General features: G+C 61.7%; 14 protein-coding genes and 1 pseudogene. 8 read left to right on the top strand and 7 right to left on the bottom strand.

Annotation, left to right across the window (positions count from 1 at the left end; genetic code table 11):
• A pseudogene (locus G3N61_RS03115) lies at positions 1-337 on the bottom strand (cytochrome c biogenesis protein DipZ); the annotation flags it as partial.
• A gap of 35 nt (positions 338-372) precedes the next feature.
• Complete coding sequence (gene msrB, locus G3N61_RS03120) at positions 373-903, bottom strand: peptide-methionine (R)-S-oxide reductase MsrB (RefSeq protein ID WP_043185542.1); 531 nt, start codon at positions 901-903, stop codon at positions 373-375.
• 300 nt (positions 904-1,203) lie between these two features.
• Between msrB and G3N61_RS03125 the strand changes: the two genes are divergently transcribed.
• A complete protein-coding gene (locus tag G3N61_RS03125; RefSeq protein WP_043185545.1) occupies positions 1,204-1,602 on the top strand; it encodes an Arm DNA-binding domain-containing protein in 399 nt (132 codons plus the stop codon).
• Between the two features lie 9 nt (positions 1,603-1,611).
• Here the strand turns inward: G3N61_RS03125 and G3N61_RS03130 are convergent, their stop codons facing one another.
• Genes G3N61_RS03130 through G3N61_RS03145 form a run of 4 tightly spaced genes read right to left on the bottom strand, consistent with a single transcriptional unit; the run spans position 1,612 to position 5,906 of the window.
• Entirely contained in the window at positions 1,612-2,811 is a 1,200-nt protein-coding gene (locus tag G3N61_RS03130) for a porin (protein WP_205821512.1), read from the bottom strand.
• 34 nt (positions 2,812-2,845) lie between these two features.
• A complete protein-coding gene (locus tag G3N61_RS03135; protein WP_043185871.1) occupies positions 2,846-4,237 on the bottom strand; it encodes a sodium:solute symporter in 1,392 nt (463 codons plus the stop codon).
• A gap of 16 nt (positions 4,238-4,253) precedes the next feature.
• Positions 4,254-4,463, bottom strand: a complete 210-nt coding sequence (locus G3N61_RS03140) for a DUF3311 domain-containing protein (protein WP_011349362.1) — start codon at positions 4,461-4,463, stop codon at positions 4,254-4,256.
• Positions 4,464-4,469: 6 nt separating this feature from the next.
• Positions 4,470-5,906, bottom strand: coding sequence for an amidase family protein (locus G3N61_RS03145; RefSeq protein ID WP_205821514.1), 1,437 nt, complete (start codon positions 5,904-5,906; stop codon positions 4,470-4,472).
• Positions 5,907-6,188: 282 nt separating this feature from the next.
• Here G3N61_RS03145 and G3N61_RS03150 point away from each other — a divergent pair, with 282 nt between their 5' ends.
• From G3N61_RS03150 to G3N61_RS40200, 6 genes are all read left to right on the top strand, one after another.
• Positions 6,189-7,079, top strand: a complete 891-nt coding sequence (locus G3N61_RS03150; protein ID WP_205821516.1) for a LysR substrate-binding domain-containing protein — start codon at positions 6,189-6,191, stop codon at positions 7,077-7,079.
• 248 nt (positions 7,080-7,327) lie between these two features.
• Positions 7,328-7,699, top strand: a complete 372-nt coding sequence (locus tag G3N61_RS03155) for an Imm1 family immunity protein (RefSeq protein ID WP_205821518.1) — start codon at positions 7,328-7,330, stop codon at positions 7,697-7,699.
• 467 nt (positions 7,700-8,166) lie between these two features.
• Complete coding sequence (locus tag G3N61_RS03160) at positions 8,167-9,402, top strand: right-handed parallel beta-helix repeat-containing protein (protein ID WP_205821520.1); 1,236 nt, start codon at positions 8,167-8,169, stop codon at positions 9,400-9,402.
• Between the two features lie 55 nt (positions 9,403-9,457).
• The gene (locus tag G3N61_RS39380; protein ID WP_218829745.1) at positions 9,458-9,547 is read left to right on the top strand and encodes a valine--tRNA ligase; all 90 of its coding nucleotides are present in this window, start codon (positions 9,458-9,460) and stop codon (positions 9,545-9,547) included.
• Positions 9,548-10,572: 1,025 nt separating this feature from the next.
• On the top strand, positions 10,573-11,358 hold the full coding sequence (locus G3N61_RS03165) for an ABC transporter substrate-binding protein (RefSeq protein WP_043185873.1): 786 nt from the start codon (positions 10,573-10,575) through the stop codon (positions 11,356-11,358).
• A gap of 157 nt (positions 11,359-11,515) precedes the next feature.
• Positions 11,516-12,160 carry a GAD-like domain-containing protein gene (locus G3N61_RS40200; RefSeq protein WP_205821522.1) on the top strand — a complete coding sequence of 215 codons (645 nt, stop codon included), beginning with the start codon at positions 11,516-11,518 and terminating at the stop codon, positions 12,158-12,160.
• 132 nt (positions 12,161-12,292) lie between these two features.
• On the opposite strand, the gene G3N61_RS03175 is transcribed toward G3N61_RS40200, so the two are convergent.
• The gene (locus G3N61_RS03175) at positions 12,293-12,967 is read right to left on the bottom strand and encodes a hypothetical protein (RefSeq protein WP_205821524.1); all 675 of its coding nucleotides are present in this window, start codon (positions 12,965-12,967) and stop codon (positions 12,293-12,295) included.
• A gap of 559 nt (positions 12,968-13,526) precedes the next feature.
• Between G3N61_RS03175 and G3N61_RS03180 the strand changes: the two genes are divergently transcribed.
• Positions 13,527-15,239, top strand: coding sequence for an AMP-binding protein (locus G3N61_RS03180; RefSeq protein WP_205821526.1), 1,713 nt, complete (start codon positions 13,527-13,529; stop codon positions 15,237-15,239).
• Positions 15,240-15,286: the final 47 nt, after the last annotated feature.

Raw genomic sequence — 15,286 nt, forward strand, 5'->3', positions numbered from 1 at the left:
CGCGCTGCGCGAAGCCGGTGAGCCGGTTGCCGGCGGCGACGAGCGGGCGCGTCAGGTGCTCCGCGAGGCGCGGCATCAGCAGGGTCAGGCCGAATACCGCGAGCAGCACGATGGCGACCCAGCGGCCGGCCTGGTTGGCCTGCGCGACCCAGCCGCCGCCGACGGCGGCGAGCGTCGCGACGACGGCGAACGTGAGCGCCATGCCGGCGAGCAGCGGCAGGCCGGAGCGTACGAACGGCTGGTCGGCGCGCGCGAACACGAACGGCAGCACGGGCAGGATGCACGGGCTCAGGATCGTGAGCACGCCGCCGAGGTAGGCAAGGACGATGAGCAGCATGGTGCGTTCTCCAGTCGGTCAGGAGTGGGGCCGGATCAGGCGGCGGCAGGGTGGAAGGCGAGCGCGAGGCCGTTCATGCAGTAGCGCAGGCCGGTCGGTTGCGGGCCGTCGTCGAACACGTGGCCGAGATGGCCGCCGCAGCGGCGGCAGTGCACTTCGGTGCGGATCATCCCGAACGACGCGTCGGTGGTGGTGGCGACCGCGTGGTCGAGCGGCTTCCAGAAGCTCGGCCAGCCCGTATGGCTGTCGAACTTGGTGGCCGACGAGAACAGCGCGAGGTTGCAGCCGGCGCACGCGAACGTGCCTTGCCGGTGCTCGTCGTTCAGCGGGCTGGTGTACGGCCGCTCGGTGCCGGCTTCGCGCAGGATCGTGTACTGGGCGGGCGTGAGCCGGCGATGCCACTCGGCGTCGCTGAGGGTGACCTCAAAAGGGGCGGCCGTCTGCGGGGCGGCCGGCGGCGCGGCGAACGCACGGCCGACCAGCGCGCGGCGGCCGACGGACGACAGCGTCGCGAGCACGGCGAGGCCGGTGGCGCCGGCGAACAGCAGATGTCTGCGGGTAGGCATGATGGGCTCCTGGCGGCAGGTCCTGAAAACATGCGCCCATCGTAGTCAGTGGCCGGTGTCGAAGTCCTCACGGAAAGTTAAATGAATTGTGAAACTTTCCGGGGGGATCCGGCCAGGTCCGTTGAAATCCTTCAAAGTCCCGTCTGACAAGGGTTTCGGGAAATTTGTGGTCAACTGAGTTCCACGGAAATCCTCCCCGAGCCGCAACTTCGTAGCGTTTTTTTAGTGTCCGCGATGTGGGGGAGACCCTGTTTAGAGATGCGCGGGCCGACCTCGTTGCGATATCAAAGGACGGCAATCATGGGTGCGATGACGGTTGGAAAAATCGAAGCTGCAAAGGCGATCGGGAAGCTGTATTTCCTCTCGGACGGGCGCGGGCTGTTCCTGCGCATCGGCCCGGATGGCTCGAAAACCAGGCTCGTTCGCGTCAGCATTAATGGCAAGCAACGCGACAAGTCGCTCGGCAAGGCGTGGGGGTGCACCATGACCGATGGACGGTTGTCACTAGAGGATGCACGCGCGGCCGCAGCGACGATGCGTTCACATGCGCGTGACGGCGTGGACTATCTCGAAGCGAAGAAGCGTGAACGTGAACTGATGCCGGCAGCATGTGGCATGGCGCTCATCGTCGAATTTACCGGCGACGACACAAAGGAACGGGGGCGAGAAAGGCGGCGCTTTCGAGCGCCGCTGGTCTGAGCAATTTCCTCAGAATTTTTGATCGATACCGACCGCAACACCGAGTTGGCTGTGGCCGGGCTGGCCGACGGACGCGTAGTTGTTCAGGCCGAGTGAACTGCCACCATTGTTTCGGGCGGTACCGACGTTCGCATACAGCATCGTGCGCTTCGAGAGCGAGTAGAGTGTTCCGGCGACGAAGATCATCGGGTGCGCGTCGCACCCCTGGTAGTCGTAACGGCCACCGATCGCGTACAACTGCAGGAAAGGGGTAACGAACGCGTTGCCGGCGAGCCAATATACGGTGCCGCGAGGCGTGAGTTGCAGGTCGCCCGTGACCCGGGTGACATTGGCCATCACCGCGAATTTCGCTGTGTTGTACCGTGCGGCGAATGCGTAGCGGTTGTCGACGCGCGACGACAGATCGCCCATCTCCGTCACCGTGCCGCGAGCCTGCTCGTACGTCGCAGTCGCCGTGAAGCGATTGACCGTATATTCGAGTGCGGCACCGATATATCGCCCGGCCAGCGCGTTGCCCGGTTCCTGCTGGCCGAAACCGTACATGGCTTCGGTAGTGAAACCCGCGAAACGGCTCGACGTGAACTTCGCCGAATTGTTCACGCGGATCGTCGCCAGCGGAATGGCATTGAGTGACAGGGCCGAATAGGCCGCGAAAAAAGTCGGGTCGTAGTAGATCGCTCTGTCGAACTGCACGCTGTACTGGCGTCCGAACGTCAACTTCCCGACGCTGCCGTCAACGCCCACCCACGCCTGGCGATTGAAGAGCGTGTTGGCCACGACCATCGACCCGGTCGCCGAATTGAAGCCATTCTCGAGCTGGAACACCGCTTTCACGCCGCCTCCGAGGTCTTCGACGCCTCTGAAGCCGAAACGCGATGGCAAATACGCGCTCGGCGCCATCCCGATCGATCGATGCGCTGCGCTATCCGCATTGGTGAGATATTGAATCCCCGTGTCGACAAGCCCGTACAGGGTGACGGAACTTTGAGCCATTGCAAGGCCAGGAATCGACATTAAAAGTAGTTGTACGAATCGTTTCATCGAAAAATTGACGCCTGTTGAAATCAGCAATCTCGGTGGATTTCCGAACAGCACAAGCAGGACGGCGGCAGGGCCGGAATTTATCGACATCCGGTCTGGCGGATTGCCCGGCCGGACACCGGCTTCTGCTACAGATGGCTGCGGCGCGCGATCGACCCGGTCGGCCATGACCGGATGATCGGACGCACCGCAGCCGGCACGCTCATTGCGAGGCCAACGTCCGGGGCTTGGCCGCGCCCAGCAGGTAGTGGATCGCCGCGACCGTGGCGATGTTGGCGGCCAGGCATGGCAAACCCAGGTTGATGCCGCCGAGCTGAACCTTCCCGAGATACAGTGCCAACGCGAGACCTTGTCCGACGATCATGCCTGCCGTCACCGCCACCGGCCGGATACGCAGCGAGAACAGCACGGCGATCAGGCCCGGGAAGAACTGGGTGACGCCGTAATAGGTGACGTTGATCAGCGTAAGCATCAGCGTGGGTGCTGCAGACGTCATCGCAATGGACACGGCGAGGTACACGAAAATGACGATCTTCGCCGCCCCTGTCTGCCGTTGCGACGGCAGCGACGGCAGCAGGTTGCGACTCACGATCGGGCCGATCGCGAGACACATGCTGGTCAGCACGAGCAGGCCGGAAAGCGCTGCCGCCGCTGCGACGAGCCCGAGCATCCACGACGGGAGCAACGCATTCGCAGCAGCGAAGAACGCCTCGTTCGGCGAGCGAAGATGCAGGTTCTGGCTGATTGCGTAGTACGCAGCGATGACGAGGAACGGATACATCAGCATATAGAGCGGCATTGCGATCTGCGAGCGTCGGATCGTGTCGGCGCTTTTCGCGGTGAAGAAAATCTGCACGCCGAACGGCATCGCGAGGAAGCCGAGCGATTGCAGCAGGATCGTGCTCATCGAGAACCGCAGCTGTTCCGCATTCATCTGGTTGCCCACGTGCAGGCTCGCTGCGTGGAACACCTCCGTCACGCCGACGTGTCCCGCCACGGCCAGGCCCGTGATCACGATCGCCAGGACCATCAGGATGTCCTTCAACACGGCGACGTACGCCGACGAACGGATACCGGCGATCATGATGTATAGAAATGCGAGCACACCAGCGATCAGCACCATGTGCAGCGGCTCGAATTGCCAGCCCAGGCCACGAAACGCGGCAACGAGGCCCGTGAACTGCAGTTGAGCCATCGGCAGCAGAAACACGATCGACGACAGCGCGACGACGAACTCGGTCGAGCGGCTTCGGAAATAGCCGCCGAACAGGTCCGCAAGCGTAATCGCGTTGTAGCGCTGCCCCGCTTCCCAGATCTTTGGGCCGAGAAAATAGCCGAGCGGGTAGGCGAGCAGAATGTAGCCGAGGAACCAGATCCCGTAGGTCGGCCCCTTCGCATAGATGCCGCCCGCGAAGCCGACCATCGTCGCGACGCTGTAAATCTCGCCCGCTGCCAGGAAGAAGACGAGAAATGCGCCGAACTGCCGCGATGCGACGAAGAAATCGTGCACGCTCTGCTTGCCTACGCCTCGGCGGGAGTAAAGCGCGAGGCAGAACGACAGGAGGATGAACCCCGTGAATACCACAGACGACATGTGATCCTCCGCGAAATCAGACATCAAGCCGCGCCGCATCGGCCGCCGGCTTGTCGAAACAGCGCCAGCAGACGTACAGGCATGCGGACGTCAGCACAAACCACGCGAACATCCACGCGTAGATGAACGGCACGCCGAACACGTACGCATCGACGGACGAGACCCAGGGCAGCAAACCCAATACGCCGAGATAAGGCACGGCGATGCCGATCAGAAACTTGGGCATGGCCTGTCACGCCTCCTGCCGCGCTGCACCGACCGGATCGATCGGCGTGCAGATGCCCGCGCGCGCTTCGATCGCCTCGCCGGCCGCCAGACACAGCGCTTCCTGGAAGCGACCCGCAACGATCTGGACACCCATCGGCACACCATCGCGAACGCCGGTTGGCACCGACAGTCCCGGCAGGCCGAGGAGCGCCGTCGCAAGCAGCGGGCCTTGCGCATCGAGGATGCGCCGGAACACGTCGTCGCCTCGTTGGTCTTCGTCGATGGCGAACGGCTGCTCGCACGACACGGGCATCAGCAGCAGCGGGTATTGCTGGAAAAAGGCCTGCCATTCGCGCAGCAGGCCCGTGCGCTGGGCGAGCCCGTTCATGTAGCCGGCCAGGTCGAGCGGTTTCGCGAGGCGGCGCTGGCACGCGAACGCGTTGCGAATCGCCTGGTCGCCATGCGTCTCGATCGTCTTGCCCAAGCCGCTCACCGCTTCGTTGGTGACGAGGGCGAGCCAGAGGTCGCTCGCCTCGTTCAACCGCGGCGGCACGACTTCCTCGACCACGCATCCGGCATCTTCGAGCCAGCGTGCCGCCTGACGCACGGCGTCGGCCACGACGGGGTCGGTCGGCACGCCCGGGATCGATGTGCATACGGCAACGCGTACGGGGAACCGTGCAGTCGATGCGGGGCCGCCGTCCGGCGCGACGGGCATCCACCACGCGTCCCGCGAATCGGGCGCGGCCATCGCCGACAGTGCAAGACGCAGGTCGCCGACCGTGCGCGCCAGCGGCCCCTGAACCGACGCGAGCTGAACGGCGAGCGTCCGGTCCTGCGACTGCGTCGGGTTGTAGGCCGGCACGCGGCCCGAGGTCGGGCGCAGGCCTGCGACGCCGCACGCGTAGGCCGGGTAACGGATCGATCCGCCGAGATCGTTGCCGTGTGCGATCGGGCCGATGCCTGCCGCAACGGCCGCCGCCGCGCCGCCGCTCGAGCCGCCCGGCGTCAGGCCCGGATGCCACGGGTTCAGCGTGCGGCCGTACAGGTCGTTGTCCGTAAACCAGCGGTATGAGAACGCCGGTGCGTTGTTGCGTCCGATGATGATGGCGCCGGCCTTGCGCAGGTTCGCCACCACGGGGCTGTCCTCGTGCGCGACGAGGTTCCCGAAGGCCTTCACGCCGTTGGTCGTCGCGAAGCCGGCCATGTCGACGTTCACCTTGACGGTCACCGGCACGCCGTGCAGCGGGCCGGTCGGCTCTCGTCGCGCAACCGCTTCGTCGGCTGCCGTGGCGGCGGCCAACGCGCTGTCGGCAAGCACGTCGACGATCGCGTTGATCCGCGGATTGACGTCATTGAGCCGCTGCAGGCAACTCTGCACGAGTTCCTTCGACGACACGTCGCGGCGCGCGACGAGTGCCGTCATTTCCGTTGCGCTCAGGCGCCACAATTGCTGTTCCATGTCTCGCTCCTTCTTGTTCTACATCGTTATGGTTTGCCGCGAACGCCCGACCGGGCACGCGTTGAAGGAAGCCTAACCGGACAGTATTGGTCGCATAAGACGAGCTTTTTTCGGTGAAGACAACTTGTGGTTGTCAGCGCCGCCGGAGCGCATGCGGCGCCGCGACCGCGCGGATCGGCCGCTCCGACGCGCATACGCGGATAGAATCTGGGCCGAACGACAGGGCGTCCGGCAGTCATGCCATGGCGTGAAATACAAGAATGCAGAACCGCGGAAGGAGACATGAAAGACCACCACTTGAAGGCGTGGCTTGCGCTGGTTGAAACCGGCAGCATTCGCGGCGCCGCGCGCCATCTTCACTTGAGCCAGGCGGCAGTCACCAAGGCGATCCGCGAACTGGAGCAGGACCTGGAGGCGCCGCTGATCTCGCGCAGCACGCGCGGCGTGACGCTGACGGAGTGCGGCCAGCAACTGACCGTGCGTGCACGGCTCGCCCAAGCGCAGCTGACGCTTGCGCGCCAGGATATTCGGCAGATTCTCGGCGGCAAGCATGGGCACGTATCCGTTGCCGTGACGCCGATGGTGTTTCTCGGCGTGCTGCCCGGCGTGATCGAGCGCTTCCGCAAGCGCATGCCGCTCGCGAAGCTCACGGTCGAGGAAGGGATGATGCCGCACGTCCTCCACGCGCTGCGCGACGGCTCGATCGATTTCGCAGTGGCGGCGCCCGCCGACGAGGAAGTCAGAGGCGAGTTCCATTTCGAATCGCTGCAGGTGCTGGAGACGGTCGTGGCATGCCGGCGCGGACATCCGCTGGAGACAGCCACCGAATGGCATCAGCTCGTCGGCTGCACGTGGGTCATGAACCTGTCGTCAGGCAGCCAGCACAGCAACCTGCTCGACCATGTGCGGCGAACGCACCATGTGCTGCCGGATTCGATCGTCAGGGTCAATACGTTCGGCGTCGGCTGGAACCTGATGACGCGGAGCGACGCATTGCTTTCGTGTCCGGCCGAGATGCTCGCAGTGGAGCCTTATGCAGCGCAGGCATGTCGGATCCCGTTGCGCATGGCGCTCCCGCCGCTCACGCTCGGCATCCTCAAGCTGCGCGATGCGCCGCTGTCGCTGGCCGCGGAGACGCTGGTCGCACTGTTCAGGCGAGACCTGGCGGATTGATCAGGGCGTCCAGCGATCAACGGTGACATGGTTGCCCATGACGTTGTTCTTCGTGACCACGTATTCCCCCGTCGATCGACGGCATGCCCGGATGCCGTACATCGAATCTCTCCTGCCGGAAAACGCCAGGATGACCGTCGTTCCACCTGAAGGAGCGATCCCGGTCAAGCGTGGCGCAACTGGTGAGACAAAAGTATTTACGGGGAATAGCAATTCGCCAAAATCCCCCGCGAAAGGAGATTGTTGAGATGTACGCAGACGATTTTGACGGTGAGATTGAGATCGATGAGGTCGATAATCTGGTCGAGTTCCTCAGTAGACGACCTGCATTCGACGCAAATCATTTTGTTTTGACGTTTGAGGAAAGTGGTTTTCCTCAATTGAATATTTTTGCAAAAAGCAATGTTGCCGTCGTCTATTACATGGACATTGGTGAGAATTTCGTTTCGAAAGGCACTTCCGAGACAGGTGGTACGGAGAAGTTTTACGAGAATAAGCTCGGCGGGGAAGTAGATCTGTCGAAAGATTGTGTCGTGAGTAAAGAGCAAATGATTGAAGCCGCAAAGCAGTTTTTTGCGACGAAGCAACGGCCCGAGCAACTGTCATGGAGCGAGTTGTAAGAAACGGAGCCTCGTGACGGTCGTCCCTTTGTAGATTCCTTGGCTCGTATGGACGAGCCATTTTTTCGAACGCGGAGCGCTTGACGTTCAGTGCAAGAGCGGGAGGCGCTTTTACGACAGTGCGATGACGATCACCGGTTGCTGCGCTGGCACCGACAGGATCATGTCGCAATGACGGCGATTATCGACCAATATGCTGCTGCTGTGAGACACGAATTGGCGATGCACTGAGCATTGAACACTGACGGTACCCTATCGTCAACGTCAAGAACCTGGGCATGACGTTCGACGGCCGCCCGGTTGTTTTCGAGTACCACACTGCGATCTCACCACACGCTATTTTCCTGCGCGCCATCATTATCTTCACCTTGATTCCATTAATGTGATCTGGCGCGCTGACGCATCCGGTTCGCGACCTATAACGTCATTACGCTTCACCCAACTTCACACCCAATAAGAGATCCGATATGAACCGATCATTCCGAATCGCCGCCGTATCTATCGCCGCGCTGTGCGCCGCATCATTCCAGATCGCGCGCGCAGCGCCCCCCGACGTCACGGTCTATCCGGCTGCCAATGGCAGCGATCAGTCCGATGCGCTGCAACAGGCGTTCGACGCGCTGCAGCCCGGCCAGCGGCTCGTGCTCGCGCCCGGGCAGTACGCGGTGAGCCGCTCGCTGACCGTGAAGAATCCGCAGGTCGTGATTTCCGGCTATGGCGCGACCCTCAGCGCCACCCGCAGCGAGGACCAGACCATCGTGATGAGCGGCAAGAACTCGACGCTCGTCGGCGTGACGCTGGTCGGCACCGGCACGACCCGGCTGACGACGCCCGAGTCCACCAAGGTCGAGATCACCGGCATCGGCGTGCAGGTGCTCGACGTCTCGGTGCGCGGCGGCAGTAGCGCCGGGCTGTTCGTGTTCGGCGGCAAGGACGTCGCGCTGGTCGGCAACGACGTGCGCGACACGCTCGCGGACGGCATCCACACCACCTACGGCTCGCGCAACGTGCTGGTGCAGGACAACACGGTGACCGGCACCGGCGACGACCTGATCGCGGTCGTCAGCTACATCCCCGACGGCGCGATCAGCAGCAACGTGCTGATCCGGAACAACAACGTGTCCGGCAACTACTGGGGGCGCGGCATCACGGTGGTGGGCGGCGCGGACGTGACCATCACCGGCAACACGGTGCGCGGCGTGGAGAAGGCAGCTGGCATCCTGGTCGGCCAGGAGGACGGGTACAACACCTACGGCGCGAACAACGTCGTGGTGTCGAACAACACGATCTCCGACATCTCCTTGCCCAATCCCGGCAATCCCCGGCCGGAAACCGGCATGGCCGGCATCGACCTGAACACCTACTCCGGCAAGGTCACCCGTGTCGCCGTGCTGGACAACCGGTTGTCCAGCGTCCGGTACTCCGGCGTCCGCGCGCTCGGCAACGTGTGCCAGTTCCGCATCGAACGCAACACGCTCACGTCGATCGGCGGCGCGGCGCTCGACCTGATACAGGCACCCAGCTGCGCACCGAGCCAGATCGTCTGCGCGGCCAATACGCTCGATGGTCGGGCGTTGACGCCAACGGGCTGCGTGTCGAGCGCGACGCTCGACATCACCGGCGCGAACGTCTCGCGCATGCCGGTGGTGCGCGATGCGTTGCGGCAGCCGCGCAACGCGGCGGCCACCGCGCAGGCGCACTGACATCGCGACGCGGGGCACGCGGCTGCGCGATGCGCTGCGTGCGCGCGGCGAGGCGTTGCACTGGCATCCGCCGTTCATGGGCCAGCGCTATGCGCACTGGGTCGACGGGCTCAATGGCGACTGGCTGATCAGCCGTCAGCCGTAGAGCAAATTAAATCTGTCACGCCAGAATCCCCGCCGATCCAGGCATCCGGCCCCTGAGTTGACGACTTTATTGACGGTCTTACCAAAATAATGTCGTCAACTCGCCGGTGTCCGCATTAAATTTTTCCACTCGCGAAGTGGGCCACGCGTTCCGACGGTAAGCTCCTGATTTCCAGATTGATTCCCGAAGGACAATGCGATCCGTCGCGACGCAGAGTTCAGGCGGGACGCTCTTTGTCTCAAACCAAGTCCGCCGGTGGGGGAAATGCGGCGTTGCGGGGCTGCCGGGGGCGACTGCATCCGGCGGCATTCGGTCAACAAGAGACTGTCGGCGACATCTTCTTCGGGCCATTCGAACGGAGTTCGAACCGTACGCGTTCTACCTAGGCATGCACCCAACGGAGGCTGCCTCTCGTGTCGGTATGCGTCTTTGCAGTCCCGCCCCGCCAATTCTTCGTGGCCGCGGCACGCTTCTATTGCGCACCTGCCCGGCGCCCCATCGCAAACAACTCGCTATGCACTTCGACGCCTGGCGCGAGTTCACTGGCGTGGCCCCGAATCCGTCTCCGACAAACTGAGATTGTCGTCCGTTGCATTTTCATCCTCGATGGTCGTTAAGTTGACAATGCTCCGCATAGCAATCGAATGAAGCCGACGCGTCGAAATTCTGGATGCTCAATCGGATCAGGCACAATAGAGCCGGAATCGGTGATCTGAAAAAGGCTCATGCTTGCGTGTGCCGAATCAAGCACGGCGAAAAAGCCCGCTATTCCCCGAAACAGAGGATGGAAAATCGTCCGTCTGGTCGTCGCGTTATCCAATACGAATGATTGCCTCTGCCGTTGCTTGGCGGCAATGCCGTCGCATTGTCGCGGTAGAGGAATGCAGGGTTGAGGCGGCGTGGCGACCGACGGCGGGGGCTCGGCGGCTGTCATGCAGGTATCCGGTTTCGACGAATCAGGCGTCGTCACCCGTTTCGAATCGATCTGTTCGAAGGGTAAATGCCAACGCAGTTATTTCAACTACATGGAGAAAATAATGAAGAGGATCATGATCGGACTGGTTGCGCTTGCCATGTCCGCAACCGGGTTTGCCAAGGAATGGACGACGATTCGCATTGGCGTCGACCCGTCTTATCCTCCGTTCGAATACAAGAAGCCGTCCGGGGAATTGACTGGCTTCGGCGTGGACCTCGGCAATGAAGTGTGCAAGCGCCTCAATGCGAAATGCCTCTGGGTCGAAAATGCGTTCGACGGCATGATTCCCGGCCTGAAGGCACGGAAATTCGACGCGGTCCTGTCGTCGATGTCGATGACGCCTGCGCGATTGAAGCAAATCGATTTCTCGAACAAGACGGCGCACGCACCGACGTTTCTTGTCGCGAAAAAGGGCTCGGGTATCCAGCCGACGCCGGCATCGCTCAACGGTAAAGCCGTCGGCGTGCTGCAAGGCTCGATGCAGGAGACGTATGCGAAGGCGCATTGGGAAGGTATCGGCGCGCGCATCCTTTCGTATCAGAACCAGGATCAGGTGTATGCCGACCTGACCAACGGCCGGCTCGATGCCGCGTTGCAAAATGGCGTGCAAGCATCGCGCGGCTTCCTGAATACGCCGCAAGGCAAGGACTATGCATTCGCGGGCGGTGAGCTGAACGATCCGAAGATTTTCGGACCGGGTCAGGGCATCGGCATTCGCAAGGAAGACACGGACCTGAAGGACAAGATCAACACGGCGCTCGCCGCGATCCGTGCCGACGGAACGTATGACAAGATCGCCAGCCGCTATTTCAATTTCGACATCTACGGCAATTGAGCGCGTGAGCGTCCTGCCCGTCGCACCGGGTGACGGGCGCGTGACGTACCCGGCGCGGCGGAACGAAGCGGCGGCATGACGATGTGTCCGCCGCGCCGAAGCATGGGTGAAGGGTGACCCTGGCCTACAAAACTGTCGTACCCGGAACGAGGCAGACGTGAGAGACGAAGACTTTGCCCTTTTTGTCGAGACCTTCTCCGAGGCCACTAACCGGGTCGAGGTTCCGCGCGCGAGTTTCGACAGGTTCGCGAATAGGTTGCCGGATCAGCTCCTGAAGTATTGGGAGCAAGAAGGTTGGGGTAGCTATGCAGATGGCCTGTTCTGGATCGTGAACCCGGACGAGTATCAAGACATCCTTAATATCTGGCTGGCGGGCACGATCTTCGAGGAAGTCGATAACTATCATGTCATCGCTCGAACAGCGTTCGGGAAGTTGTATGCGTGGGGTGAGAAGACCGGGCCGAGCCTGACGGTTTCATGCCCTACGCATTCCCTGATTGCTCTGGAGAAGGATATGAAGGGGCCGCTCAAGAATCCGGACTTCCGTGTTCAAACCTTCTTTGGCGCCAGGACGCGGAGTGAATGCGACTTCAAGGACGAGTCGAAGCAGCCGTTGTTCAAACACGCCGTCGGCAAGCTCGGACAGCTCGAGCCGAACGAGATGTATGGCTTTGAGCCGGCTCTGATTGCTGGCGGTCAAATCAATCTCGACCATCTGAGAAAGGTGGATCTCGATGTCCACTTGACGATTCTGCGGCAGCTTGCGTCGCCGAAGATGCCATTCACTGGCACTCCGACTTGATTCTGTGTGCGGTAGGAATGGCAAATAGGATCAGATGAGGGATGGCGACTTTGAAGTTTTCATCGATCGCCATGCCCGGACGTCTGTTACCTGACTATGTGCAGGGTATGCACCGGCTGCGCAAGGAGGGCATCACGGCATCTCTAGACGAGACGGTGGATAGGGCGCTGGCATCATTCGCGAATCGTAGGCGGGTTTTTCGACACCCAGCAGCGATAGAAGCGGTGGATCAAAGCAATTCTCCGGAAAGAAGTTGCTGAAATAGGAAACGTCTTCGCGACGGTCCATCCTCTCGAACATGGCTTCGATTGGCCCCCAATAGTATCGCCAGGACAAGACATCAAGCTCGCGTTGTCGATCTGGCGGAAGCGCATCGATTGCAATTGCGCTCAACCCGTCACGAGTGAACTGATAGGCACGCCAAAGCGAGTCGATCAGGAAATTCGGCGCACTGGGCGAGAATGCGACATAGTCCGCGCCGGCTTGGTCTCGATATCCTGCAATGCGGGTAAATGCGCGGAAGGACGGGACCTCCGCCATGCTGTCTGGATCGCGCAATTCAAGCTGATAGTAATAGAACAAGGTCTCCGTGGCTTCGTCATACCGGATGACCAGCTTGTTTCCGGGATTGTGGTAGTGCCCGGTTGCCGGGTCTATAAAGCCACCTGAACTATCCCGCTGCAGGCCCGGCTTCTTGCCGAAAATGCATCGGACGTCGTCGATCAACGCATCACCCCAGTCTTCATAGAATCGGGTCAGCTGTTCATTGCTGATCGCAACTGAAGCATAGATACCAACCGGCTCCATCTGTTCGCTCCGTCAGGTTTTGACCTCATCAATACAGCACGATTATCTGCTCATACTCAGGCTTCGCACAACGCGTGACGACGCGGACTGCCGGCGCTGAAACCGCACCGTGGGCGAGTTGAAACCAGGCTTCGCGACGCGGTGGGTCGTGACGTTTCCAATGTCGGTAACAAGAGGCGTCCCAGGTCACTTTCTCTGCGTTGGGTCCGTGCGTTTTTGCATATGAGATGGGTTTTTTCGTCTCTACGCCGTGGAAATCCAAGCCAATACACTCGGTAACGGTATCGCGGAACGGCGCTCTGCGTTTCGCAACCGCGCATTGACAAGAATGACAGGAATGCAGTGCATGTCGAGCGGAACATCGACCGCGCTGCAGATGCACGACGGTGACTTGCCGGATGACGCGATCAAGTGCCGTTTTCGCCGCAGCGGACCCACGAGGTACCGATCGAAGCACAGCGCATGACGATTGTGCGGCGGCGATGACATGACCACCGGCAATGCTCAACGATAACTGAAGCAGATAACAAAGTGTGCGACCGCACTGAGTGAGACAGCGATGACACGATTTACTCCTTCCGCGCAGGCTTTTCTCGACGCGCGCGATCTGCTGCTGCAGCATCGCACCAACTACGAGCGCGCGTATTCCGAGTTCACCTGGCCTGAACTTGAAACATTCAACTGGGCGCTCGACTATTTCGACGTGATGGCCGAGCGTAATGACAACCCGGCGTTATGGATCGTCGACGATCCGGCCGGGCCGGGCAACACGTTCACGTTTGCGCAGATGGCCGAGCGCTCGTCGCGCGTGGCCAACTTCCTCCGAGGGCTGGGGGTGACACGTGGAGACAGGCTGCTGCTGATGCTGCCGAATCGCGTCGAACTCTGGGACGTGATGCTGGCCGCGATGAAGCTCGGTGCCGTCGTGCTGCCTGCGACGACGCAACTGTCCCCGGACGATGTTCGCGAGCGGGTGGACGTGGCCGGGGCGCGTTTCGTCGTTGTCGATGCGGCGGAACTCGGGAAGTTCGAGGCGCTCGATGCCGACATGACGTTCATCGCGGTCGGCGCTGCGCCGGGCGCAGCACGTGGCTGGATCGACTTCGGCCACGCATATGATGCGAGCGCCTCGTTCGAACCGGATGGTCCGACGAAGGCGACCGATCCATTGCTGCTGTACTTCACGTCGGGCACGACGTCGAAGCCGAAACTCGTCGAGCATACGCATCAAAGCTATCCGGTCGGACACCTCTCGACGATGTACTGGATCGGTTTGCAGCCGGGTGACGTGCACTGGAACATCAGCTCGCCGGGCTGGGCGAAGCACGCGTGGAGCTGCTTCTTTGCACCGTGGAATGCGCAGGCGTGCGTGTTCGTCTACAACTATGCGCGCTTCGTACCGAAAGAGACGCTGGATGTACTCGTTCGTTGTGGGGTCACGACGCTCTGTGCGCCGCCGACCGTCTGGCGGATGATGGTGCAAGAGCCGCTTGCGTCGTATCCGGTGAAGCTGCGTGAGATCGTCGGTGCGGGCGAACCGCTGAATCCGGAGATCATCGAGCGGGTGCGGCATGCATGGAACGTCACGATCCGCGACGGCTTCGGCCAGACCGAGACGACCTGCCAGATCGGTAATTCTCCGGGCCAGCCCGTCGTCAACGGATCGATGGGGCGGCCGTTGCCCGGGTACCGTATCGAACTTGTCGATGCCGACGACCAGCCCGCGAGCGAAGGCGAAATTGCGTTGCCTCTCGAGCAGCGTCCGGCCGGCTTGATGACCGGCTATGCGAACAACGAGCAGGCGACCGCGCATGCGATGCGCAATGGCTTGTACCACACGTCGGACGTTGCACTGCGTCTTGACGATGGCTATTACGTGTACGTCGGTCGTGCGGACGACGTGTTCAAGTCATCCGACTACCGGCTGAGTCCTTTCGAGCTGGAGAGCGTGCTGATCGAGCACGAGGCGATCGCGGAGGCGGCCGTGGTGCCAAGTGCCGACCCGCTGCGCCTGTCGGTGCCGAAGGCGTTCGTCATGGTGCGCCACGGTTACGATGCCGGCCCCGATCTCGCTCGTGAGGTATTTCGCTTCTCGCGCGAAAAGCTTGCACCATACAAGCGGATTCGGCGACTCCAGTTCAGCGATTTGCCGAAGACCATCTCGGGCAAAATTCGCCGTGTCGAATTGCGGCGGCTGGAAATGGAGCGCGAGTCAGGAACCGGGCGATTCGCGGACGAGTATTGGGAAGAAGATTTTCCCGAGTTGCGCTGATCTTGTACCTTGGGGGCCGGGCGCGACGCATTCGCGCCCGGCCCCGA

The sequence above is a fragment of the Burkholderia sp. Ac-20349 genome, from assembly GCF_017104865.1.
GTDB lineage: Bacteria > Pseudomonadota > Gammaproteobacteria > Burkholderiales > Burkholderiaceae > Burkholderia > Burkholderia aenigmatica.